Below are 24,549 nucleotides of genomic sequence, written 5' to 3' on the forward strand. Positions count from 1 at the left end.
TTCTTGAATATGTGCACTGAATACCAAACGCTCATCTGGTAATTCGCTACCTTTTATATTCGCAACTATTGTCAGTTCTTCGGATGGGTATCTTTTAGTTTGTATATTTACTAAGACTTCAGTCTTACCTTTTTTAAGCTGTGCTACTAATAGTTCTTTTGCTTCGTAGGATAATGCAATACCCCAAAAATCGCCATCGTATTGTTCAGGTAGACTTCTAAATTGAATGGAGGTCTTATTTTTTTCTGGTTGCAAATACTCAGGATTGTCATAAGTGATAATGCCTAAAGCACGTTTTTTAAGTGCTGTTGTGTATAATTTCCGAACACTCATTTCTGCAAAAACAACTTTATCTTCTAATGATATATTATCCAAATCATCAACGGATTTTATCCAGATAACTTCAGCCTTAACACCTTTTTTCGGAGTAGCTACCGAATTCAAATAGGTCATGTTTCGGTTAGTTTCTGAAAGTAAAAGAGGTTCATCGTTACCGATAATCTGTAATGAAGCGGATCCGGGCTCCCATGTTTGGTGGGTCATTTCTCGCTTTTCAATACGGTAGGTTAATCGATCATTGTCTTTTGCTTTTTCCTCTAAAACAAAACCTGCAGCTTGTAAACTATCTGCTATAAGATATATGGTTTTATCAAAGCCAGTATTACCAACCACGCGCCAATAATCTTCTACGAAATCCGTGGTTTCGTAAGCAAGCTTGCCTGTGAATTCCGGACGAACAAGATTAAAATATTCGACTTGCTTTTCTTCAGTATGCTGGGAGCATCCTGTTAAAAAAGAGAAGCAGAGTAGTGCGGGAACAATACCCTGCTTCATTATAATTTTATTAAGTGAACTTATTCTTCCCATTTCCACTCGTTGCCAATAATCAATTTCTCCTTTAAATCATTTTTGATCATAAACTCTTTTGTTGTTTCGCTATCCATTTTGGTAGCTGGTAAAGTTTCTGCGTTTGCAAGTGCGTAGAGCATCATGGTGCCAAAACGAGCCGTATTTTTCATATGGTCTTCGTTTACCAGATTAAAATCATCACAATCAGAATGGTAACAACCATAAATAGAACGGTCTAAATTACTGTGAACCGATAAAATAGGCACACCTTCTAACATAAATGGCTGGTGATCGCTATGTAGTCCAGATTTGTTTGAAAACTTGTTTTGGTAAATGGCATCTTGTTTTTGAATGGCTGCGCCTAAATCTTTAAAAAATTGTTCGTTCTCCAATTCTCCACCTGCGTTCATGCCAATTGGGTTACCAGACATATCTAGGTTCATCATATATTTAATGTTTTCAATGGTATTGTTTTCAATAGCTTGTTCCACTAAATATTTAGAACCAAGTAGCCCTTGCTCTTCACCCATGAACATAACAAACTTTACAGTTCTTTTTGGACGTAGGTTGTTTGCTTTAAAGGCTCTAGCAATATCTATAACCGCAAATGAACCAATACCGTTGTCTATGGCGCCTGTTGCCAAATCCCAAGAATCTAAATGACCGCCAATGACAATCTCTTCTTGCGGTATTTCTGTACCCGGTAATGTAGCAACCACGTTTCTAGCCTTAATAACATCACTAGTATTGGTCATGTCTATTTTGGCAATAGCTTTTTCTGTTTTTAAAGATTCTTTTAATGCCATGCCGTCTTCCTTACCAATACAAACTGCAGGAATAGGAATTAACTCTCCCGTAACAGAAGCGGTACCCGTTAATAAAACTCCATTGTCTACTTGATTGATGATAATGATACCAATTGCACCATATTTTATTGCTAAAGCTGTTTTTTCGCTTCGGTGCAAATTGCTAAGGCCTTCTCCGCTATCTGGTAAAATATTAATGTAGACCAACGAGATTTTACCTTTTACAGCATCTGGGTTAGCAGCATAGTCTGCATCTAAACCATTGCCCATATCTACAATATCTCCGGTTACATGAGCTTCAATTGGTGCGTGACCTAAGGTAACTACTTTAATATCTTCATCATTAATTGCTAAAGACACTTCGCCTCTTGCCCAAGCTTCCACTTCAAAAGTTTGGTAGGTAACGTCTTCAAAACCGTATTCTTTAAATTTATTATAGGTGTACTCTTCTGCTTTAGCACCATTTGTAGAACCTGTTAAGCGATGCCCTATAGTTTCTGTTGCTTCTTTTAAGGTGCTATAACCTTTTGAGTTTGCTTTGATTTCGGTATCGATACGAGCAAATAATTCAGCTTGTGATTCTTCTTTTTTGGTTTCTGAGCATGCCTGTAGACATAATACGCCTATGAATAGAAAAGCGATTTTTTTCATGAGTTGTTTGTGTTTGGTTGAGGTATACAAGTTAGCTAATTTGATATTAAAAATAGGATTTGGCTTTCTTGTAATACTATAATTCTATGCCCTATTTTTTAAGGAAACAACACATAATGCGTAATTTTATGTCAAAATAAGAATTCATGAAATACGAACAAATACCTAACTCTCTATTTATAAAGAATCGTAAGAAGTTTATGGACCGCATGCAGCCTAAAAGTATTGCCGTTTTTAACTCTAACGATATTTATCCTATAGGTGCCGACAGCGTTTTACCTTTTGAGCAGCATAGAGACATTTTTTATCTTTCTGGAGCTGATCAAGAAGAAACTATTTTAGTCTTGTTTCCAGATGCTATAAGCGAAAAACATCGTGAAGTGCTTTTTGTGCGTGAAACAAACGAGCATATTGCTGTTTGGGAAGGTGAGAAATTGACAAAAGAGAAGGCTACAGAAGTTTCTGGAATTAAAACCGTTTATTGGTTGCAAGATTTTGATAAAATCTTTTTTGACCTAATGACCGAAGCAGAAACTGTTTATTTTAACACGAACGAGCATTATAGACAAGCGGTTGAAACACAGACCAGAGAAGATCGATTTATTGAAAAGTGTAAACGTGAATTCCCTGCTCATGGCGTGGCTAAGAGTAATCCAATTTTACAGGAAATTAGAGGTGTAAAAGAGCCTGAAGAAATTGATATTATGCAAACTGCTTGTAATATCACTGAAAAAGGATTTCGCAGACTACTTAGTTTTGTGAAACCTGGGGTGATGGAATATGAAATTGAGGCAGAGTTGCTACATGAGTTCGTAAGAAATAGATCTAAAGGTTTTGCCTATCAACCTATAATAGCTTCTGGTAATAACGCTAACGTATTGCATTATTTAGAAAACAATAAGTCTTGCAACGCAGGTGATCTAATTTTGATGGACGTTGCCGCTGAGTACGCAAATTATTCTAGTGATCTGTCTAGAACCATACCGGTAAGTGGTACATTCACCAAGCGCCAAAAAGAGGTTTATAATGCTGTTCTACGTGTAAAGGATGAAGCTACTAAAATGTTGGTGCCTGGCACACTTTGGGCAGAATATCATAAAGAGTGTGGTAAGTTAATGACTTCAGAATTACTGGGTCTTGGTTTGTTGGATAAGGCAGATGTTCAAAATGAAAATCCTGAATGGCCTGCATATAAAAAGTACTTTATGCACGGTACCAGTCATCATATTGGTTTAAATACACATGATTACGGTGCTTTGAAAACTCCAATGAAGGCAAATATGGTATTTACCGTAGAACCGGGAATTTATATTCCGACAGAAAACATGGGCATTCGTTTAGAAGATGATGTTGTCATTCAAGAGAAAGGAGAACCTTTTAACTTAATGGGGAATATTCCTATTAAGGCAGATGAGATTGAAGAATTAATGAACAAATAATTGCAGAAAATGAAATTAGTATCGTGGAACGTAAATGGTATTAGAGCGTCCGTAAAAAAAGGATTTGAAGATATCGTAAAAGATTTTGATGCAGATGTATTTTGTGTTCAAGAAACCAAAGCGCAAGATGATCAGGTTGCTGAAGCTTTAAAAGATATAGCAGACTATAAGCTTTTTAGTAATAGCGCTGAAAGAAAAGGGTATTCTGGTACAGGAATTTTATCTAAAAAAGCCCCTGTTAAGTTCGATAAGGATATGGGTGTTGAAGAACATGATCAAGAAGGAAGAATTACGCATTCTGAATTTGAAGATTTTCATTTGATCAATGTGTATGTGCCCAATAGTGGTAGTGGATTAAAAAGATTGGATTACCGTAAAAAATGGGATAAGGATTTTACCAGTTATCTAAAGGAGCTTTCTAAAACTAAGCCTTTGGTTATTACTGGTGATTTTAATGTAGCCCATACGGAGAACGATTTGGCGAATCCGAAAAGCAACTACAATAAAACTTCTGGTTTTACCCAAGATGAAATAGATGGCTTGGATCATATGCTTTCAGAATTAAATTTAGTAGATAGTTTTAGAAAAATGTATCCAGATACTTTTGATAAGTATACATTTTGGAGTGCACGTGGTGGTGCACGTGGTAGAAATGTAGGCTGGCGTTTAGATTACTTTTTGGTAAGCGAATCTATTTGGGACAAAGTAAAATCTGCTGAAATTCATGATCAGGTAATGGGCAGTGATCATTGTCCTATTAGTTTAGAAATTGAGTTTTAAAAATAAAACGGCCCACTACTAGTGGGCCGTTCTTTTTTATTTGGGGCAAAAAATTACATTCCTGGTAATACAACTGTATCTACAACATGTATAACACCATTAGATTGGTTTACATCTGCAATGGTAACCGTAGAAATAGTACCGGCAACATCTTTTAACTGTACTTTTTTACCTTTTAGCATAGCTGTTAATGTACCACCGTTTACAGTAGTCAATTCAGTTTTTCCTTTACCATCTTTAATCATCTTGATTAATTCCATAGCACTTACTTTACCGGCAACTACATGATAGGTAAGTACAGATTGTAACTTAGCTTTGTTTTCGGGTTTTAATAAAGTTTCAACAGTCCCTTTTGGTAATTTCTCGAAAGCTTCGTTTGTTGGTGCGAAAACGGTAAATGGACCTTCGCCTTGTAAAGTTTCAACTAATTCAGCTGCTTTTACTGCCGCTACTAGTGTAGTATGGTCTTTTGAGTTTACTGCATTTTCAATGATATTTTTATTAGGATACATTTCTGCGCCACCGACCATCTTGGTCTTCATCATCATTTTTTCCTTTTTCATCATTTTCTTGTCCTTCTTCATTTCCATATTGCCATCTTGAGCAAAAGATGAAGTTGTAAGTCCTATAGTTAAGGCAAGAGTTGCAAGTTTAATCTTTTTTGAAATTTTCATAATCTAATTTTTTAGTATACCCCACTTACGGAAACCAAAAGGTGAAGGTTTGGTTTTGAGTATATATTAGATAAAATTAATCTAGGAAAGATAGTTTTTGTTGTAGTTGATGTAAATGTTTGATAGCACAAACATAGCCAACGCCGGCAATACCCAGCCCAAGCTATATTGCTGAAGCGGAATCCATGAAAAAGTATTTGATTCAGGTGTTAATGTTCCAATACTTCCCAAGAAATCAGGAATACTAAATAGTATGGTGGCTATGGTTACCGCTCTAAATACCAAAGACGATGCATATTTATCTGGCACTACATTTAAAACAATGAGTATAATGGTTATAGGATAGATAAACATTAAAGAAGGTATTGCTACTGCAATAATATAAGCTACATTGAACTGACCGACTAGAACGCCTAATACACTACCAATTATTGCCATAATAGTATATGCCGATTTTGACTCCTTAAATCTAGAGGCTACAAAATCTGCCGTACCGGTTACAATGCCTACTGCCGTGGTAAAACATGCCAGACCCACTAGAATGCTCAAAAACAAGTTTCCTATGTTTCCTAGGCTTTGTATAGCTAAACCAGATAGTATTTCTGTTCTAGTAGTGTCTGCATCGAATATAGAATGTACTAAGGATCCAGAAAGAATAAGTCCCATATAAATTAAGAACAGTGCTAAACCTGCAAACCATGCCGCATTTCTTATCAGTAATTTTTTATCCTCGTAAGATGCATTTACATATTTAAGGTTAATGGATATAATTATAACACCACCAACAACGACTGCACCAATGGCATCAAAAGTTTGGTAGCCTTCCAATATTCCGTTTGTAAACGGACTCTCGATAATGGTACTTCCAAAACCGAATGGGAACCTGAAAACAGTGATTCCTATTACTAAAAGGAGAATCAAAATTATAGCGGGCGTTAATACCTTGCCCAGTATGTTCAGAATTTTAGATCGGTTTAAAGCGAACAATAATACTAAAGCAAAATAGATGCTACTTGTAAACCATGAAGAGATGTCCCAATAGGGCTGTATGGCTATTTCATGTGTTACCGAGGCCGTTCTGGGGCTAGGTAGTGCAATTGCAATAGCATAAATGAAGAATGCATAGATTAAACTGAAGGTTGGCGATACCTTGTTTCCAAAATCAATTAGCGTGCCCTGAAGTTTTGCATGTGCCAAAATACCAAGTACAGGAATAGCTACTGCTGATAATCCAAAACCTATTGTAACTATAAGCCATTGGTCTCCAGAGTTAAAACCGAGTAATGGTGGTAAAATAAGGTTGCCAGCTCCAAAAAAAAGAGAGAATAGGGCAAAGGCTGTAACTAGGGTTTCTTTCTTTTTGAACATGGGTACAAATTAAGTGAAAGATTATTAAATAACAGGCAAGACAAGGTTTTTCATTTATTGAAACAGCAAAAAAAAGCGCATTGACAACAGGTTAGGTAAAACTCACAACAATTACTGGTACAGGGCCTTAATGTGTTGTACTTTAACCAAAGGAAACAAAGCGTATGCAAATTTCCTTGATTTTCAACCTAATATATTAATCGCATTTTCTCGATTACCCAAATCGAATTTTTTGCAAAAAAACATCCTACACCATGAAGAAATTATTCTGCAGTATCTTTGGCCATCACTATGCTATTTCTAAAAAAGTGACATCTCATATTAAAGAATACAAATGTATTCACTGTCAAAAAGAAGTAACTACAGATGTAAGTGGTAATCTTTCTACTTTAACGCCAGAATTACAAGATATCAATAGAACATTAGAGCATATTTATCAAAGAAGACATACTGCTTCGCACGTACATGCACCTGCGCAACAAGTGGCATAATTTGTATTGCCTTTAGTTAAATGAATTCCAGCCCTGTGCGGTTAACGGAATTTTTGTGTTGCTCCTTGAAATCAAGAATGCACCTTCGTTTTTTCCTGTAGTATGACCTATGACGGTCAAGTTTGGATTGCCTTTTATTTTCGGGAATTCTTTTTGGTCTATGGTAAACAATAATTCATAGTCCTCACCGCCGCTTAAAGCAACTAAAGTACTGTCTAGCTTAAACTCTTCACAGGCAGAAATAACTGTGGGATCTAAAGGGATTTTGTCTTCATATAAGTCAAACCCTAATCCGCTACTTTTACTTAAATGTAAAATTTCAGATGAAAGTCCGTCGCTAATGTCAATCATAGAAGTTGGGTGAACATCTAATTGTTTTAATAATTCAGGAATATCTTTTCTGGCTTCAGGCTTTAACTGTCGCTCTACTATGTAAGAATACGGTTCTAAATCTGGCTGACTATTTGGGTTTACTTTAAAAACTTCGTTTTCTCGTTCTAGTACTTGAAGTCCCATGTATGCGGCACCTAAATCTCCGGTCACTACCAACAGATCGTTTGGCTTTGCACCTGAACGGTAGGCAATGTCTTCTTCATTTGCGACCCCAATTGCGGTAACGCTAATCATTAACCCTGTTTTAGATGAGGTTGTGTCGCCACCTACCAAATCTACATTGTATGTTTTACATGCTGTAGCTACACCTGCATAAAATTCTTCAAGTGCCTCTAGTGGAAATCTATTTGATACAGCTAAGGAAACCGTTACTTGCGTAGCTGTTGCGTTCATGGCATAAATATCTGAAAGATTGACCATGATAGATTTATAACCTAAATGCTTTAATGGCATATAGGCAAGGTCAAAGTGCACACCTTCTATTAAAAGATCAGTACTTATCACTGTTTTAGATTTTTCATAATCTAATACTGCTGCGTCATCACCAATTCCTTTCACGGTTGATTTTTGAGTAAGCTCAAAATCTTTGGTAAGGTGTTCTATGAGTCCAAATTCACCTAATTTCTCTAATGATGTTCTTTCTTGTTCTTTATCTTCTAGCATGTTGCAAAAATAAGAAGTAAAATAAGATGAAATGCATAAAAAAACCCGAAGCTAAAAAGCTTCGGGTTTTCTATAGTAATTATCAATAATTTTGAAGTTTACCCTACAGAATAACCATCTCTATACGTACGTTTTACGTATTTATTTGCGGGTTCAAAATTGGTGATTTTCATATTTGCTGCATCCCATTGCAATCTTTTTCTACCGTGGTATTGTTTTCCGCCGCCCCAAAAGCTTTGGTTTTCAACTGTTGGATCTACTTCAAAATATGATTTCAATGCTAAGTTCCCTATTAATATACTTTCGGTAAAAGGTCCTGCATAATCAAAAGAAGAGCTAGTTTCTGCGTTTCCATAACCTGCCATACATGCATTTACCCATTGTAGGTAGTGACCTTCTGGCACACGGGCAATAGTTTGTTCTACTTCAAATTGTTCGTTAAGTGTTAATGGTAATAACCTCGGGTTTGCACCGTAGCAATCTGCCATTAATTTTCCTTTTGTACCAATGAACAGTACGCCGCCATCCCAGTTTCCTAAAGCTTCGTCATCGCCAAGCTCTTCTGGTCTTTCAGGTAGTAGTCCGCCATCCATCCAGGTAACTTTTATTTTTCCTTTGCCATCCGTTCTTGGATAGCTTAAATGTATTTTACTAGAATTTGGGAAACTCTTTGGGTAATCTTTATATTGGAAATTACCACTGAAAGAATCGGAAACACTACATTCTACTGTGTCAGGGTATAAAATTGGAAGAATTCTGTACACAGGGTCCATAATATGGCAAGCCATATCGCCAAGTGCGCCTGTTCCAAAATCTGACCAACCCCTCCAGTCAAATGGTAAGTAAGCATTATTGTAATCTCGCATTGCTGCAGTGCCTAACCAAAGGTCCCAATTTAGACCTTTAGGTACACGGTCTTTTTTAGTTGGTGTTTGTAATGCTTGTGGCCAGATAGCTCTATTCGTCCAACATTTTACGGTGTGTACTTCACCGATAATGCCCGTGTCATAGATTTCTTTCATGGTACGTACACCGTCACCAGAACCACCTTGGTTACCCATTTGTGTAACTACTTTGAATTTTTTTGCTGCTTCGGTCAACATTCTAGCTTCCCAAATATCGTGGGTCAAAGGTTTTTGTACATACACATGTTTACCCATTGACATTGCCTGGTAAGCTGCAACGGCATGGTTGTGATCAGGTGTAGATACGGATACGGCATCGATATTCTTGCCTTCTTTATCTAGCATTTCCCTAAAATCATTGAAATAACTAGCTTTTGGAAATGCTTCTCTAGATCCAACTGCTTGTCGATTATCCACATCGGCGAGGGATACTATATTTACATTCGGACTCTCAGCAAAAGATGCAATATCGCTTTGACCTTTTCCGCCTACACCGATACCGGCAATATTTAATTTGTCGCTTGGCGCGACAAATCCTGTTCCGCCTAAAACGTGTCTAGGGACAATCATAAAACCGGCTGCCGCCATACCGGTATTCTTCATAAATTTTCGGCGAGTGTTGTTTTTTTTGTTTGACATAAGTTGTTGTTGTTTGAATTGGTATTGAAGGTAATTCAAATCTGTTAGAATACAGACAATTTAAGAACGTGTTGGTTTATATGTTAATATTATTTAAATTTTAGTTACTGATTATTAGATAGTTGCGTGTAAAGTAAATTTAATTTTTAACATTTAATTTACTTTTTAAAGTAGATTAAATTGTATTATATATGTTAATCATCATTGGTTTTATATATGTCACTTTCTTAGGTATATACAGGCGCATTTAGTATTGTATTTGATTGAGATATATTAAATTTTTAAAAGTCGATAATCGATATTAAAATTTAGAAAATGTTCTTCTTCAATTGCAATTATGAGTTTCTTTTAAACAATAGTATTTCTCTATTAGAATATACTTTATAATAATGTTAGGTTCTATGGAAAAAACCTACTTATAACGTATATTTGTAAACTATTTTAGATTAAATCCAGATATTATGATTCAAGTATCAGAAACGGCTAAACAGAAAGTCATCAACCTTATGACAGAAGAGGGTTTTGATGCTACGACGGATTATGTACGTGTGGGGGTGAAGAGCGGCGGATGCAGTGGATTATCTTACGAGTTAAATTTTGACGACAAGAAAGATGATGCCGATAAAGTATTCGAAGACAATAACGTACGAATTATTGTAGATAAAAAAAGCTTTTTATACCTAGTAGGAACAGTATTGGAATACTCAGGCGGACTCAATGGAAAGGGATTCGTTTTTAACAACCCAAATGCACAAAGAACGTGTGGTTGTGGTGAGAGTTTTTCATTATAAAAGTTAAGTTAAAAAGAGAAAAAGAAAATAAGTAAAGGTTGTTATGTATAGTTCTTTTGAAGATTTAGAAGTATACAAATTATCGATAACATTTACTGGGAATATCTATAGATTGCTAGAAAGGCAACCTCTTAAAAATGATTTTGCAATGGTTGACCAATTAAGAAGAGCAACAATTTCAATATCAAACAATATTTCTGAAGGTTTTGAGCGAGAAACTGACAAGGAATTGATTAGGTTTCTATATTTTGCTAAAGGTTCTTCGGGAGAAGTTAGGAATCTTTTCAATGTGATGGAGCAGATTGGATATTTTAATAAAAAAGAATTAATAGAATATAGAGAGCAAATTGTGGTGATATCAAAACAATTAGCAAACTATATTAAATATGTAAAGAAAAGGTGTAGTTGATTTTTTTAACTCATTTATTTTTTACTTATTAACTATGAATATATGGCATATACAGAAGAAGAATTAAAGAAAGAATTAGAAACCAAAGAGTATGAATATGGTTTTTATACAGATATTGAGTCTGAAACATTTCCTATTGGGTTAAGCGAAGAAATCGTTATAGCCATTTCTAAGAAAAAAGGTGAACCTGAGTGGATGACACTTTGGAGATTAGAAGCCTTCAAATATTGGAAAGAGATGGAAGAACCAGAATGGGCTAACGTTCATTATGAGAAGCCAGATTTCCAAGCTATATCTTATTATTCTGCACCAAAGAAAGCAGATCCTAACAAAACTTTGGATGATGTTGATCCAGAATTGTTAGAGATGTACAAGAAATTGGGTATTTCTGTAGATGAACAAAAAAAGCTTCAGAACGTTGCAGTTGATATTGTGATGGATTCTGTATCTGTAGCAACAACATTTAAAAAGACATTAGCTGAAAAGGGTATTATTTTCTGTTCTATTTCAGAAGCTATAAAAGACCATCCAGAATTGGTCAAAAAATATATTGGGTCAGTAGTTCCACAAAGAGATAACTTTTATGCTGCATTGAACTCTGCTGTTTTTTCAGATGGTAGTTTCTGCTATATTCCTAAAGGTGTACGTTGCCCAATGGAATTGTCTACATACTTTAGAATTAATCAGGCAGGTACAGGTCAGTTTGAGCGTACTTTGGTTATTGCAGATGAAGATAGTTATGTAAGTTACCTTGAGGGTTGTACAGCACCTTCAAGAGATGAAAACCAATTACATGCGGCAGTCGTAGAACTAGTAGCGCTAGATGGTGCGGAGATAAAATATTCAACGGTACAAAACTGGTTCCCTGGTAATAAAGAGGGTAAAGGTGGTGTATTCAACTTCGTTACTAAAAGAGCTATTTGTGAAAAGAACGCTAAGGTATCTTGGACACAGGTTGAAACAGGTTCTGCCGTAACATGGAAATATCCTTCTTGTATTTTAAAAGGAGATAATTCTATCGGTGAGTTTTATTCTATTGCAGTAACCAATAATTACCAACAGGCAGATACGGGTACTAAAATGGTACACATTGGTAAAAACACCAAGAGTACTATTATTTCTAAAGGTATTTCTGCTGGTAAATCTCAAAATAGTTATAGAGGATTAGTACAGGTCAATAGCCGTGCCGATGGTGCTCGTAACTTTTCTCAATGTGACTCTTTGTTAATGGGTAATGAATGTGGAGCACATACTTTTCCATACATAGAGGCCAAGAATAAATCTGCGATGATAGAACATGAGGCTACCACCAGTAAAATTGGTGAAGACCAAATATTCTATTGTAATCAAAGAGGTATTGATACCGAGAAAGCAATTGCATTAATTGTAAATGGTTTTAGTAAAGAAGTACTGAATAAACTACCAATGGAATTTGCTGTAGAAGCACAGAAATTATTGGAAATTAGTTTAGAAGGTTCTGTAGGATAAATAATAATTAAGATTTTAGTAAAACGCCGTAGGCGCCACAATATTTAAAGTAACATACTATGTTGAAAATTAATGATCTACATGCTAACGTAGACGATAAGGAAATATTAAAAGGAATTAACTTAGAGGTAAAAGCTGGTGAAGTACATGCTATAATGGGACCTAACGGTTCTGGTAAAAGTACATTGGCTTCTGTAATTGCCGGTAATGAAAATTTTGAGGTTACTCAAGGTTCAATTGAGTTAAGTGGTGAAGATTTAGAAGATGTTTCTCCAGAAGAAAGAGCACACAAAGGTGTTTTTCTATCTTTTCAGTACCCAGTTGAAATTCCAGGTGTTTCCGTTACCAACTTTATGAAAACGGCAATCAACGAATCTCGTAAGGCAAAAGGTTTAGAAGATATGCCTGCTAAAGATATGTTGAAGCTTATTCGTGAGAAATCTGAGTTATTGGAGATTGACCGTAAGTTCTTATCTAGATCATTGAATGAAGGTTTTTCTGGTGGTGAGAAAAAACGTAATGAGATTTTTCAAATGGCAATGTTAGAGCCTAAAGTTGCCATATTAGATGAAACCGATTCTGGTTTGGATATTGATGCGCTACGTATTGTTGCTAGTGGTGTAAACAAATTAAAGAGTAAGGATAATGCAGTAATCTTGATTACGCACTACCAACGTTTGTTAGAATATATCGTGCCAGATTATGTACACGTTTTACATAATGGTAAAATTGTGAAATCTGGTGGTAAAGAGCTTGCACTAGAGTTAGAAGAAAAAGGATACGACTGGTTAAAGCAAGAAACAGCGGTGTAATTAAGTATACAGTATTCAATGGCAGTAATTATTAACTGCCAATTACTACTGCAAACTGGCAACTGAAAAAATATGGATTTAAAAGATAAATTGATTTCCTCTTTTATGGCGTTTGAGAACAACGTGGATGTTGAGCATCCGGTACACGATGTTCGTATGACGGCTATAAAAAACTTTGAGGAAAAAGGATTTCCTTCTAAAAAGGAAGAAGCTTGGAAATATACTTCATTAAATAGTTTACAAAAAATAGATTTCAGCATATTTCCTAAGGAACAGAATGCGTTGGAGTATAAAGATGTAAAACGCTATTTTATTCACGAAATTGATACCTACAAGATTGTTTTTGTTGATGGTATTTATAGCTCTTACCTTTCTGAAACTACGCATGATGGTGTTGATATCTGCTTAATGAGTGCAGCGCTTACAAAGCCTATGTATAAGCAGGTAATTGATGTGTATTTTAATAAAGTGGCATCTAAAGATGAGTCGTTAACCTCATTGAACACTGCGTTCAGTAGGGAAGGGGCTTATATCTATATTCCCAAGAATAAAATGCCTAAAAAGCCAATTGAGATTCTACATTTCTCTACAGGTAATGAGGCTTCTTTGTTATTGCAACCAAGAAATTTAATTGTTGTTGAGGAAAATGCGGAGGTACAGATTATAGAGCGTCACCAAAGTTTAACTTCAAATGAAGTACTTACCAATGCGGTTACCGAAATATTCGCTGCAAAAAGTGCTATTGTAGATTTTTACAAAATACAGAATGATGTTGAAACAGCTTCATTAATCGACAATACCTACATTGACCAAAAAGATAAGAGTTTAGTAAAAATTCATACGTTCTCTTTTGGTGGGAAATTAACCCGTAACAACCTTAATTTCTATCAAAATGGTGAGTATATAGACTCTACCATGAAAGGAGTTACTATTTTAGGTGAGAAGCAGCATGTAGATCATCATACTTTGGTACATCATATAGAGCCTAACTGTGAAAGCCATCAAGATTATAAAGGTATTTATGGTGATGCTTCTACAGGTGTCTTTAACGGTAAAATTATCGTTGATAAAATAGCTCAGAAAACCAATGCTTTTCAACAGAACAATAACATTTTAATTAGTGATAAAGCTAGCATCAACACAAAGCCTCAATTAGAGATTTTTGCAGATGACGTAAAATGTTCTCATGGTTGTACTATTGGTCAGTTAGATGAAGATGCTTTGTTTTACTTACAATCTAGAGGTATTCCAGAAAAAGAAGCAAGAGCATTATTAATGTATGCCTTTGCTAATAACGTATTGTCTTCGGTTCGTATACCAGAATTGAAGACAAGAATAAATAAATTAATTGCAGAAAAACTAGGGGTAAACCTTGGGTTTGATTTGTAAGATATTCATTATTTTATTCCATTAAATTAACGGTTCGTTAGGTAATTCTTAACGAACCGTTGTATTTTCTTACACTGCTATTGAACTATTTTCGTTTTATAAATAATTAACTAGAATTTTATGAAACGACTTTTACTTACCTCATTTTTAGTATTTACCTCTATTATTTTACATGCTCAAGATCAAAAATGGAGTGTGGAAGCCAATTATCCATTAAATGTTTCTGATGATTTAGGATTTAGTGAATTAAATGGTGTTATCGATTTGGGTATTAAATATCGTTTTGTTGAGCTAGGAGCCGTAAATATTGGTGTTGGTCTTAGTGTCGCGTATTTAAAAAATCAAGATGAATGGACATACTACGATCAAGAGAATGTAAATGTAAATAATGATTATAAAGTGAAAAAGCTTTTATTTCAGCCGAAAGTGTTTGCCGAATTGACGATACCGGGTTTTACAAAACTTAAGCCACAAATTGCCCTAGGTTATTCAATAGTTAAAGATGATTACTATTATAAAAGTGGAAATAATTCAGAAGTTGATAATAATTCTACTGACGGAGGATTAAACTTGAATTTAGGTCTGTCTTATGATATTTCTAAAAGATTTTTTATTCAAATACAATATGATTACTTAAACGTAAATGTAAATGGAGATACCGTTATAAATGGAGAAACTTTCAGTTATGATTATGATGAAAATGGAAGTCTAATAAAAGCTGGTATCGGATTTCGGTTTTAAAACTAAAAAATCTACCACTTCACAAAAGGATAAACAATACCCGATATGTTTTCATTATCGGGTATCTTTGTATATAAGAAGATTGACTATGTTAGACATTAAAAAAATAAGGGAAGATTTTCCAATTCTTAAGCGTGAGGTAAACGGTAAACCATTGGTCTATTTAGACAATGCGGCTACATCTCAAACTCCGCAGCAGGTAATAGATGCTATTGTAGATTACTATCAAAACTACAATGCAAATATTCACCGTGGGGTACACACGCTTTCTCAAGAGGCCACAGATAAATATGAGCAAGCCAGGTTAAAAATTCAAAAGCATTTTAATGCAGCCAAGGCTTACGAGATTATTTTTACTTCGGGTACCACCCATAGTATAAACCTTGTTGCAAACGGATTTTCATCGCTTATAAAGAATGGAGATGAGGTTATAGTTTCAGCAATGGAGCATCATTCTAATATTGTGCCATGGCAAATGTTATGTGAACGTACTGGGGCTATTTTAAAGGTAATACCTATGAATTTGGATGGGGAATTGCTGATGGATGTTTATGAAGACTTACTATCGGATAAAACAAAGCTGGTTTTCTGTAATCATATTTCGAACGCGTTGGGTACTATTAACCCTATTGAAAAGATTATTGAAAAAGCACATGCAGTAGGTGCTGCCGTTTTAATAGATGGTGCGCAAGCTGCTCCGCATTTAGTTGCAGATGTACAGGCTTTAGATGTTGATTTCTATACCTGTTCCGCTCATAAAATATGTGGACCTACGGGTGAAGGTATGTTATATGGCAAAGAGGAGTGGTTGAATAAATTACCACCGTATCAAGGTGGTGGTGAAATGATTGCCGAGGTAACTTTTGAAAAAACGACATATGCAGATTTGCCGCATAAATTTGAGGCGGGCACCCCTAATATTTGTGGTGGTATTGCTTTCGGTGCCGCTTTAGATTATATGAATGCAATTGGTTTTGAAGAAATTGCCAAATATGAGCATGAGTTATTAGAATATGCCACGCAGGAGTTACTGAAGATAGACGGACTAAAAATTTACGGCACGGCAAAAAACAAGACTTCTGTTATTTCATTTAATATAGAAGGTGTACATCCATATGATATGGGCAGTATTTTAGATAAGTTGGGTATTGCGGTACGTACCGGGCACCATTGTGCACAACCAATTATGGATTTCTTTAAAATACCAGGTACCGTACGTGCTAGTTTTGCTTTCTATAATACTAAGGAAGAAGTTGATGTGTTGGTACAAGGTGTTTTAAAAGCTAAAAGTATGTTGTTATAAACAAAGTTTCATAGGTAATGTTAAGGTTTGAAATCCTTCAATTGTTATCGTATTTTTGCATAAAATAAAGCAATGGAAATTAAAGAGATACAAGAAGAGATTATAGACGAATTTTCCATGTTCGATGATTGGATGCAGCGCTATGAATATATGATAGAACTAGGCAAGTCGCTTCCATTGATCAAAGAAGAATTTAAGACCGACGATAATATTATTAAGGGTTGCCAAAGTAAAGTTTGGGTGCATGCAGATCTAGAAGATAATAAGCTGATATTTACAGCAGATAGCGATGCTATCATTACCAAAGGTATTATTGCCATTCTAATTCGTGCATTTAGTAATCAGAAACCACAGGATATTTTAGATGCCGATACACAATTTATAGATGAAATCGGGTTAAAAGAGCACTTGTCGCCAACTAGGGCAAACGGTTTGGTAAGTATGATCAAACAACTAAAGTTATACGCAGTGGCGTATCAAACACAAATTGAAGAATAAGATTATGAGTGACGAAAATATAGCTGAAGACAGCGCAGAATTAGGAGAGAAAATCGTTAAGATTTTAAAGACCATTTATGATCCAGAAATTCCTGTAGACATTTACGAACTTGGTTTGATCTATGATGTTTTGGTGAATGAAGATAATGAAGTTAAAATCTTAATGACGCTAACATCGCCAAACTGTCCGGTAGCTGAGAGTTTACCTGCAGAAGTTGAAGAAAAAGTAAAGTCGCTAGATGCCATTAAAGATGCTGAGGTTGAAATTACTTTTGATCCGCCTTGGACTCAGGATTTAATGAGTGAAGAAGCAAAATTAGAATTAGGTCTTCTTTAATAAGAGAAGTTTTATTCCTGTCCATAATTCACCTGTATGCAAGACGAAATCGTAAATAAAGTTGCCCAGAGCAAACTGATTACTTTTAACCTAGAAGATTACTATCCTCAAGGAAATAGAGTAGTGTTAGATATTAAAGATTGGCTTTTTGAAGGTTTTATATTAAAGGAAAAGGAATTCAGAGCCTTTGTTGACGCCCATGATTGGTCTCAATATGAAGGTGCTTATGTTGCCATGCAGTGTTCTACAGATGCTATTGTACCGGGTTGGGCTTACCTATTGTTAAGTATGAAGCTTAGCGGAATAGCAAAAAAAGCAATTCAAGGTTCATTGGTAGACTTAGAAACAAGTATATATCAGTCTATAATCGAAAACATTGATTTTTCTGAATATCAAGATAAATTAATAATCATAAAAGGATGCAGTAATAAACCTGTTCCTGCGAACGCCTATCTCTTTCTAGCAGAGCGTTTAAAACCACTTGCAAAGTCAATTATGTATGGTGAGGCATGTTCTTCAGTGCCTTTATTTAAAAGAAAATAACATTATCAATTTGATAATTTGTTGCTAGTATTATTACCTTTGCGCCACTATAAATTATAAACATTGATTATTATGAAGAAAATTGTATTAACTCTAGCTCTTGCGTTTGTTGCAACTGTTGGTTTTTCTCAAACAGAAGAAGAACTAAAAGGTCAATTAAGTGCTGCAAATGATTCTATCGCAGCTATTCAAGGAAGAGCTGATGCTATTCAGGGTGCAATAGATGCATTACCAGGCTGGAAATTAGGTGCATTTGGTACTATTGGTGCTAACTTAAGCAGCTTTAATAACTGGTACGGTCAAGGAACTCCAGATTTAGCATCTGGTAACATTGGTGTAACTGTGAATGCTTTTGCTAATTTGAACGAAGAGAAATTCTTTTGGAGAAACACTGGTAACATTAATTTAGGATGGGTAAAGTTCGATGACAAGAACGATGATACTGATGACGATAGCTTTAAGCAAGGTACAGATGTATTCAACATCTCTTCTCTTTACGGAAGAAAGCTTAGTGAAAAGTGGGCTATTTCTGGTTTAGGTGAGTACAGAACAACTATATTAAATAACTTTAACGATCCAGGATACCTTGACTTAGGTGTTGGTGCTACTTGGACTCCTATTACTGATTTAGTTGTTGTAATTCATCCATTAAACTACAACTTCGTATTTAGTGATAACGATGCAATTTTTGAATCTTCTTTAGGTGCTAAGATTGTTGCTGATTACACAAGACAAATTGGAGCGGTAAACTTTAAGTCTAACCTTTCTATGTTTCAAAGCTATGAGAGCGGTGACCTTTCTAACATTACTTGGATCAACTCATTTGGTTACACGTTATGGAACGGTATTGGTTTAGGTTTTGAATTCGGTTTACGTGACAACAAGCAAGAGGCATTAAACTATGCAGTTAATACGTTAGGAGAAACAGCTACTACTTTTGATACTGTTGATAACAAATTACAAACGTATTTCCTAGTAGGTCTTAACTACTCTTTGTAGTCTTAGATAATATTTAGTAATGTACATATAATAAAAAAGCCCTCTAATTAGAGGGCTTTTTTCGGTTAAGTAATATCGTAAAATTTGGGGTTTTACTTTTTAGTTTTCATAAGCTAAATATCGATTTGGGGTCAAGACTTATCTTAAGTACACTGTAAAATTAATGCATAAGGTCATGTAGTAAGCAATTTATGTTGTGAACTGATCTCAAAATGTGGTGAGATTTACCATTGGTTTAATTTCATCGATGAACTGCACAATTTTGATTATAATTGGTATCTAGTACTGATCTAAGTGTTCTGGATATAGAAAATTATTATACGGAAAGCGAGTTACATGAATATCTCTTACTTCATCATACACACGTTTTCTAAACTCATCTAAATTCTCTTTGTTGAGTGCAGATATAAAAATAGCACGGTCGCCCACTTTTTCCATCCAGGTTTGTTTCCAATCGTTAATGGTAAAATGTCTGCCGGTGCGTTCGGTAACCAAATCATCATCATCAATGATATCGTGTTCGTATTGATCGATTTTATTGAATATCATGATACTTTTCTTTTCTGAACTTTTAATTTCAGATAGAATTTGGTTTACAGATTCAATATGTTCTTCAAATTGAGGGTGAGAGATATCTACTACATGTAATAACAGATCTGCTTCCCTTACTTCATCTAAAGTACTTTTAAAGCTTTCTACCAGCTGTGTAGGTAGTTTTCTAATAAAACCTACTGTATCACTTAATAAAAAAGGTAGATTTCCTATAACCACTTTTCTTACCGTAGTATCTAATGTAGCAAACAGTTTGTTCTCGGCAAATACATCACTCTTACTTATTACATTCATTAATGTAGACTTACCTACATTGGTATATCCAACCAAAGCCACACGAACTAAAGCACTACGGTTACCCCTTTGGGTTTCCATTTGGCGATCTATTTTCTTTAGTTTCTTTTTAAGTAAGGTAATACGATCACGTACAATACGTCTATCCGTTTCAATTTCGGTTTCTCCTGGTCCGCGCATACCAATACCCCCTTTTTGTCGCTCAAGGTGCGTCCATAAACCCGTTAGTCTTGGTAACAAGTATTCATATTGTGCTAGTTCAACTTGTGTTCTGGCATAACTTGTTTGTGCACGTTGTGCAAAGATGTCCAATATTAAACTGGTACGATCAATGATTTTACATCGTAATTGTTTTTCAATATTACGCTGTTGACCTGGCGTAAGTTCGTCATCAAAAATGACAGATCCTACTTTATGGTCTTGTACGTATTGTTCCACTTCTTCCATTTTACCACTACCAATAAGTGTTTTCGGATTTGGAACATCCATACGTTGCACAAAGCGTTTTATAACCTCACCGCCTGCCGTATAAGTAAGGAACTCTAGTTCATCTAGATATTCATTTACTTTTTCTTCATTTTGCTCCTTATTGATAACACCAATAAGAACCGCTTTTTCATAATCTATACTCTTCTTTTCTATCATATTTCCGTAAAGTGCAAAATTAAGCAATTACCGATAAGCTATTTCGTATTTTTATTGACTCGATAATCGAGATTACATACGCTAAGACATTCCTTGAAGGTTCAATTTTTCAATTAGCGTTTTCAAATGGTTTTGTCTTAGATTGGTTACCCATTAAAAATATTTATGCGATTTCCATTTTTTAAGAAAAAAGCTAAAAAACAGCGTTATACGGTTGCGTTCTACAATTTAGAAAATCTATTTGATCCAGAACGTAATACTAAGATTTTGGACAAAGATTATACACCAAATGGTGCAAAAAAATGGACAGTTGAACGCTACCAGCGTAAATTGGATAAATTGTCTGAGACGATAATTAAAATAGGAGATGAAGACCATCCTTATCCTCCTGCGTTAATAGGTGTTGCAGAAGCTGAGAATAATAGTGTATTCAAAGCCCTACTAGATACAGAGGCTTTAGATGTTATTGATTATGGATTTGTTCATTATGATTCGCCCGATGAACGAGGCATAGATACAGGTCTTATCTACCGAAAACGCTTTTTTAAGGTTTTACATTCAGAGCCATTTACTTTAATGGTCGATAATCCTGGCGGAGTTAGAGATACAACGAGAGATATACTATATGTAAAAGGAGAATTAAATAAAGAACTGGTACATGTTTTTGTTAATCATTGGCCCTCTAGGCGAGATGGTGGTGTTGAAACGGAATACAAACGTGTTATCGCCGCAGAAGAGATTGTTCAAAAAATTGAGGTTATTAAGAATACGGAATTAGATCCCAATATTATTGTCATGGGCGATTTTAACGATGATCCCTCTTCTAAAAGTTTACAGCTACTTAAAGAAGAAGCATCTTTATTTAATCCTTTTGAGACTTTGCATATACCAGACACTACAGGCTCTTCTGTTTATGGTAGCAAATGGAACATGTTTGACCAAATTTTGTTGTCGAACTCATTTTTTAATTATCAAAAGAATACACACAGTTTTGACAGTGCTGCTATATTTGATCACAAATCTTTAAAAGAGAAAAAAGGAAAATATAAAGGTACGCCCTACAGAACTTTTGTCTCAGATCGGTATATGGGTGGTTATAGTGATCATTTTCCTGTTTACGCTATGTTTACCTTAAATTCTTGATTGACATTTAAACGAAAGAAAAATCTTACACATCAAAAATTGATGTTTTCACAACAGGTTAAACATAATGCTTAGGTAATTCATCGAATAAAAGTGCTCATTCATCGAGCACTCAGTCTGGTTTATATATTTGTAGTCCAAATCTTACATATATACCTACGATGTCTACCTACAACCCAAACTACCGCATAAGTAGTATGCTATTGATACTGTTTTTTGTTTGTTCAACTGCAACTATTGCTACTGCCCAAACTTCTCAACAACGTTTAAAAATTGCTGCCAAAAATAAGAAGACAGAATTGGCAAATTTCAAGGCTAACTTGGTTTCTGAGTATGCTATTGAAAGAACGCAACTTCAAGAAGTAGCTAAATTGAAGAATTGGAAAATCAAGGAAACATTAGCGAACGGTAAAAAAGTAGAACTGCAGAGTATAGGTGCTGATGGTAGTCCTCTATACTACGAAACGTATTCTGATCAAGCTGGGTTAGCTTCTAGGGCTAGTACCTTAAATACCAATGGTTCAATGGGTTTGAATTTAGATGGTGATGGCATGAAAGTAGGAGTTTGGGATGCCGGTGTTGCTTTAGAGAATCATATTGAATATACTTCTAGAGTTTCAATTGGCGATGAAAGTCTTGAAATAGATGCACATGCAACTCATGTAACGGGTAGTATTATTTCTACGGGACTTAAAAATGATGCAAAAGGTGTAGCAAATAAGGCGAAAGTGGTTTCTTATGATTGGACAAGAGATAAAATTGAAGCTACCGAAGCTGCTGCGGAAGGACTTCTTCTTTCTAACCATTCTTACGGTATTAAAGCAAGTGGCGTACCAGATTGGTATTTTGGTGCTTACACTAAAGTTGCACAAGATTGGGACAAGATAATGTATAATGCACCTTACTATCTAATGGTAACCGCTGCAGGTAACGCACAAAAAAGCAGAAACAACTTAGACCCTATGTACGGTCAATCTGCAGATGGCTTTGATGTGCTGTTAGGTTTTACAATTTCAAAGAATAATATTACCGTTGCCGGTGCAAATTCTAAAATTGACGGAAACGGAGACTTAAAGAATGCCGATGTTTGTGCTTATAGTAGTTTTGGTCCTGTTGATGATGGTAGAATAAAGCCAGACATTGCAGGTAACGGTGGTTCTGTACTTTCTACAGATGCTGCTAGCAATACTAGCTACGAGACTTCTTCTGGTACTTCTATGGCGACGCCGGGTGTTACTGGGTCATTATTGTTATTACAACAGTATAATAAAGAACTATTTGGTGAGTATATGAAAGCGGCGACCTTAAAAGGTTTGGCTTTACATACTGCCGATGATGTTGATGCCTTAGGACCAGATTATAAATTAGGTTGGGGAATTATGAATTCAAAAACAGCTGCCGAGGTATTGAACAACAAAGATTTTTCTAGCCACATTGCAGAAGAGTCTTTAGAAAACGGAAACTCTTTTTCTTTTGATGTTACTGCAGAAGGTAACGAAACATTGATCGCTTCAATTTCTTGGACCGATGTACAATCTAGCTACATTAATTCAGGAGAGTTGAACAATACCACTGCGGCCTTGGTAAACGATCTTGATATTAGAGTTACAAAAAACGGACAGACATTTTTACCTTGGAAATTAAACCCTGCAAAGGCTGAAAGCAATGCTACTAAAGGTGATAATAAAGTAGATCCTTTTGAAAGAGTTGAAATACCAAATGCTAGTGGTACGTATACCATTACGGTTACCCATAAGGGAGAGCTAGTTAACGATATGCAAGATTTTTCATTGATCGTTTCTGGTGTAAAGATGACTACTTGTTCTATTAATGCTCCAGAAGTTAGTCTTGATGAAACTGAAATGACCAATGTAACCTTAGCTTGGAACGCTTCAGAAGATGGGCTTTATGAAATTCAGTATAAAGAAGTTTACCAAGAGAACTGGACTACAGAATACGTTTCGGTAAATAACTTTAACTGGAAAGGCTTATTGACAGACACTACATATTCTTTTAGATTAAGAACTTTCTGCTCTCAAAACATAGCTTCTGAATTTAGTGAAGTGGTAACTTTTACTTTTGAAGGGGAAGAAACAGAGTTAGAAACATTATATGCTTTAAGTGCAGACTCAGAAATTCCATTTAGTGTGTATCCAAATCCTGCGGTAGATGAAATTCAGTTAAATGTAACAACTTCAGAAACCGCTACCTATAGAATTATGAGTACAAGCGGTGTAGCATTAAAAATGGACAAAGCTTCAGGTTCTAGAATTAATGTAGCTGATTTACCTTCTGGTCTATACGTATTACAGATTCAAGATGCTGATATCAACAAAAGCACAAAATTCTATAAGTATTAGAAGGGTTACTTTATTCTTCTAGACTGTGTGGTGAAAGAAAGGCCTTGTTGACCAACGGTAGAGTTCATTACGCCTTCAAATAAGGGTTCAGGACAATCTTTTGGTGCATGCCATTCAAAAATAAAGTTAGAACCGGTACCGCCTTCAACATCCATTTCATCTATGATGATTTCGGCAGTTTCTAATGGTGCCAAATAAATAGCATGACTAAAGTAACTTCTTAATGATACGCCATGAGTATCAAAATATTCTGCCTTGGTAATGTAAATAGTGTCTACGTCACTAGTATTACGTAGGCTTACCATCGCAGTTAAATTATGTGTCTTATGCTCAGAACTACTGTAAATTTGAGAATAGATAGATAAGTAAGACTTACCATTCTCCAAAGAATCTTTAGCATTAATGGTTGCTTGTCTCTTTGTCCAGTTTTCAGGATGTATAGAACTTATTTCCTTTTCTTGTACACAACTTGCCAATAGAGCAACTACAGAGAATAATAAGATGACTTTTTTCATACGTATGGTTTGTTTACAACAAATGATGGTACCAACAAAATTACACCATTAGTCCTATTTTTATATCGGCTG

At 35.3% G+C, this 24,549-nt stretch carries 23 protein-coding genes and 1 pseudogene; 16 read left to right on the top strand and 8 right to left on the bottom strand.

Annotated features, from left to right (window positions below):
- Positions 1-834 (bottom strand): annotated as a pseudogene (locus tag ABJI11_RS09710) (peptidase M28); the annotation flags it as partial.
- Positions 835-854: 20 nt separating this feature from the next.
- Positions 855-2,306, bottom strand: coding sequence for a M20/M25/M40 family metallo-hydrolase (locus ABJI11_RS09715; RefSeq protein ID WP_348351637.1), 1,452 nt, complete (start codon positions 2,304-2,306; stop codon positions 855-857).
- A gap of 146 nt (positions 2,307-2,452) precedes the next feature.
- On the opposite strand from ABJI11_RS09715, the gene ABJI11_RS09720 reads away from it, so the two are divergent.
- Both ABJI11_RS09720 and ABJI11_RS09725 read left to right on the top strand, forming a co-directional pair.
- Positions 2,453-3,745 (top strand): aminopeptidase P family protein, encoded by a 1,293-nt coding sequence (locus tag ABJI11_RS09720; protein WP_348351639.1) that lies wholly within the window; start codon positions 2,453-2,455, stop codon positions 3,743-3,745.
- 9 nt (positions 3,746-3,754) lie between these two features.
- Positions 3,755-4,525, top strand: coding sequence for an exodeoxyribonuclease III (locus ABJI11_RS09725; RefSeq protein WP_348351641.1), 771 nt, complete (start codon positions 3,755-3,757; stop codon positions 4,523-4,525).
- 53 nt (positions 4,526-4,578) lie between these two features.
- Here ABJI11_RS09725 and ABJI11_RS09730 read toward each other — a convergent pair whose 3' ends face one another.
- Both ABJI11_RS09730 and ABJI11_RS09735 read right to left on the bottom strand, forming a co-directional pair.
- Positions 4,579-5,115 carry a fasciclin domain-containing protein gene (locus ABJI11_RS09730; RefSeq protein ID WP_348351707.1) on the bottom strand — a complete coding sequence of 179 codons (537 nt, stop codon included), beginning with the start codon at positions 5,113-5,115 and terminating at the stop codon, positions 4,579-4,581.
- 165 nt (positions 5,116-5,280) lie between these two features.
- A complete protein-coding gene (locus ABJI11_RS09735; RefSeq protein ID WP_348351643.1) occupies positions 5,281-6,567 on the bottom strand; it encodes a branched-chain amino acid transport system II carrier protein in 1,287 nt (428 codons plus the stop codon).
- A 254-nt stretch (positions 6,568-6,821) separates the two neighbouring features.
- Between ABJI11_RS09735 and ABJI11_RS09740 the strand changes: the two genes are divergently transcribed.
- The gene (locus tag ABJI11_RS09740) at positions 6,822-7,058 is read left to right on the top strand and encodes a hypothetical protein (protein ID WP_348351644.1); all 237 of its coding nucleotides are present in this window, start codon (positions 6,822-6,824) and stop codon (positions 7,056-7,058) included.
- A 12-nt stretch (positions 7,059-7,070) separates the two neighbouring features.
- On the opposite strand, the gene thiL is transcribed toward ABJI11_RS09740, so the two are convergent.
- Together thiL and ABJI11_RS09750 are read right to left on the bottom strand one after the other, a co-directional pair.
- A complete protein-coding gene (gene thiL / locus ABJI11_RS09745; RefSeq protein WP_348351646.1) occupies positions 7,071-8,114 on the bottom strand; it encodes a thiamine-phosphate kinase in 1,044 nt (347 codons plus the stop codon).
- Positions 8,115-8,212: 98 nt separating this feature from the next.
- Positions 8,213-9,658, bottom strand: a complete 1,446-nt coding sequence (locus ABJI11_RS09750) for a Gfo/Idh/MocA family oxidoreductase (protein WP_348351648.1) — start codon at positions 9,656-9,658, stop codon at positions 8,213-8,215.
- 461 nt (positions 9,659-10,119) lie between these two features.
- Here ABJI11_RS09750 and ABJI11_RS09755 point away from each other — a divergent pair, with 461 nt between their 5' ends.
- The 11 genes from ABJI11_RS09755 to ABJI11_RS09805 all read left to right on the top strand — a co-directional run bounded on the left by ABJI11_RS09755 (position 10,120) and on the right by ABJI11_RS09805 (position 18,968).
- Positions 10,120-10,449 carry an iron-sulfur cluster assembly accessory protein gene (locus ABJI11_RS09755; RefSeq protein ID WP_073241609.1) on the top strand — a complete coding sequence of 110 codons (330 nt, stop codon included), beginning with the start codon at positions 10,120-10,122 and terminating at the stop codon, positions 10,447-10,449.
- A gap of 43 nt (positions 10,450-10,492) precedes the next feature.
- A complete protein-coding gene (locus ABJI11_RS09760) occupies positions 10,493-10,858 on the top strand; it encodes a four helix bundle protein (protein ID WP_348351650.1) in 366 nt (121 codons plus the stop codon).
- 42 nt (positions 10,859-10,900) lie between these two features.
- Positions 10,901-12,346 carry a Fe-S cluster assembly protein SufB gene (gene sufB, locus ABJI11_RS09765; RefSeq protein ID WP_348351652.1) on the top strand — a complete coding sequence of 482 codons (1,446 nt, stop codon included), beginning with the start codon at positions 10,901-10,903 and terminating at the stop codon, positions 12,344-12,346.
- 59 nt (positions 12,347-12,405) lie between these two features.
- Complete coding sequence (gene sufC / locus ABJI11_RS09770; RefSeq protein WP_276491556.1) at positions 12,406-13,158, top strand: Fe-S cluster assembly ATPase SufC; 753 nt, start codon at positions 12,406-12,408, stop codon at positions 13,156-13,158.
- 72 nt (positions 13,159-13,230) lie between these two features.
- Positions 13,231-14,547 carry a Fe-S cluster assembly protein SufD gene (gene sufD / locus ABJI11_RS09775; protein ID WP_348351654.1) on the top strand — a complete coding sequence of 439 codons (1,317 nt, stop codon included), beginning with the start codon at positions 13,231-13,233 and terminating at the stop codon, positions 14,545-14,547.
- A gap of 120 nt (positions 14,548-14,667) precedes the next feature.
- Positions 14,668-15,288 (top strand): outer membrane beta-barrel protein, encoded by a 621-nt coding sequence (locus tag ABJI11_RS09780; RefSeq protein ID WP_348351656.1) that lies wholly within the window; start codon positions 14,668-14,670, stop codon positions 15,286-15,288.
- 88 nt (positions 15,289-15,376) lie between these two features.
- Complete coding sequence (locus ABJI11_RS09785; RefSeq protein ID WP_348351657.1) at positions 15,377-16,591, top strand: cysteine desulfurase; 1,215 nt, start codon at positions 15,377-15,379, stop codon at positions 16,589-16,591.
- A 72-nt stretch (positions 16,592-16,663) separates the two neighbouring features.
- Positions 16,664-17,089 carry a SufE family protein gene (locus ABJI11_RS09790; RefSeq protein WP_276491561.1) on the top strand — a complete coding sequence of 142 codons (426 nt, stop codon included), beginning with the start codon at positions 16,664-16,666 and terminating at the stop codon, positions 17,087-17,089.
- A 4-nt stretch (positions 17,090-17,093) separates the two neighbouring features.
- Positions 17,094-17,426, top strand: coding sequence for an SUF system Fe-S cluster assembly protein (locus ABJI11_RS09795; RefSeq protein WP_036151130.1), 333 nt, complete (start codon positions 17,094-17,096; stop codon positions 17,424-17,426).
- Positions 17,427-17,462: 36 nt separating this feature from the next.
- Positions 17,463-17,969 carry a DUF2480 family protein gene (locus ABJI11_RS09800; protein WP_348351660.1) on the top strand — a complete coding sequence of 169 codons (507 nt, stop codon included), beginning with the start codon at positions 17,463-17,465 and terminating at the stop codon, positions 17,967-17,969.
- A gap of 72 nt (positions 17,970-18,041) precedes the next feature.
- On the top strand, positions 18,042-18,968 hold the full coding sequence (locus tag ABJI11_RS09805; RefSeq protein ID WP_348351661.1) for a DUF3078 domain-containing protein: 927 nt from the start codon (positions 18,042-18,044) through the stop codon (positions 18,966-18,968).
- A gap of 279 nt (positions 18,969-19,247) precedes the next feature.
- Here the strand turns inward: ABJI11_RS09805 and hflX are convergent, their stop codons facing one another.
- Positions 19,248-20,459 carry a GTPase HflX gene (gene hflX / locus ABJI11_RS09810; protein WP_348351663.1) on the bottom strand — a complete coding sequence of 404 codons (1,212 nt, stop codon included), beginning with the start codon at positions 20,457-20,459 and terminating at the stop codon, positions 19,248-19,250.
- 165 nt (positions 20,460-20,624) lie between these two features.
- Between hflX and ABJI11_RS09815 the strand changes: the two genes are divergently transcribed.
- Entirely contained in the window at positions 20,625-21,602 is a 978-nt protein-coding gene (locus ABJI11_RS09815; protein ID WP_348351665.1) for an endonuclease/exonuclease/phosphatase family protein, read from the top strand.
- A 161-nt stretch (positions 21,603-21,763) separates the two neighbouring features.
- On the top strand, positions 21,764-23,962 hold the full coding sequence (locus tag ABJI11_RS09820) for a S8 family serine peptidase (protein ID WP_348351667.1): 2,199 nt from the start codon (positions 21,764-21,766) through the stop codon (positions 23,960-23,962).
- 5 nt (positions 23,963-23,967) lie between these two features.
- Here the strand turns inward: ABJI11_RS09820 and ABJI11_RS09825 are convergent, their stop codons facing one another.
- Positions 23,968-24,477 (bottom strand): DUF3124 domain-containing protein, encoded by a 510-nt coding sequence (locus ABJI11_RS09825; RefSeq protein ID WP_348351669.1) that lies wholly within the window; start codon positions 24,475-24,477, stop codon positions 23,968-23,970.
- Between the last annotated feature and the right edge of the window lie 72 nt (positions 24,478-24,549).

This window comes from Maribacter sp. (genome assembly GCF_039968975.1).
Classification (GTDB): Bacteria; Bacteroidota; Bacteroidia; order Flavobacteriales; family Flavobacteriaceae; genus Maribacter.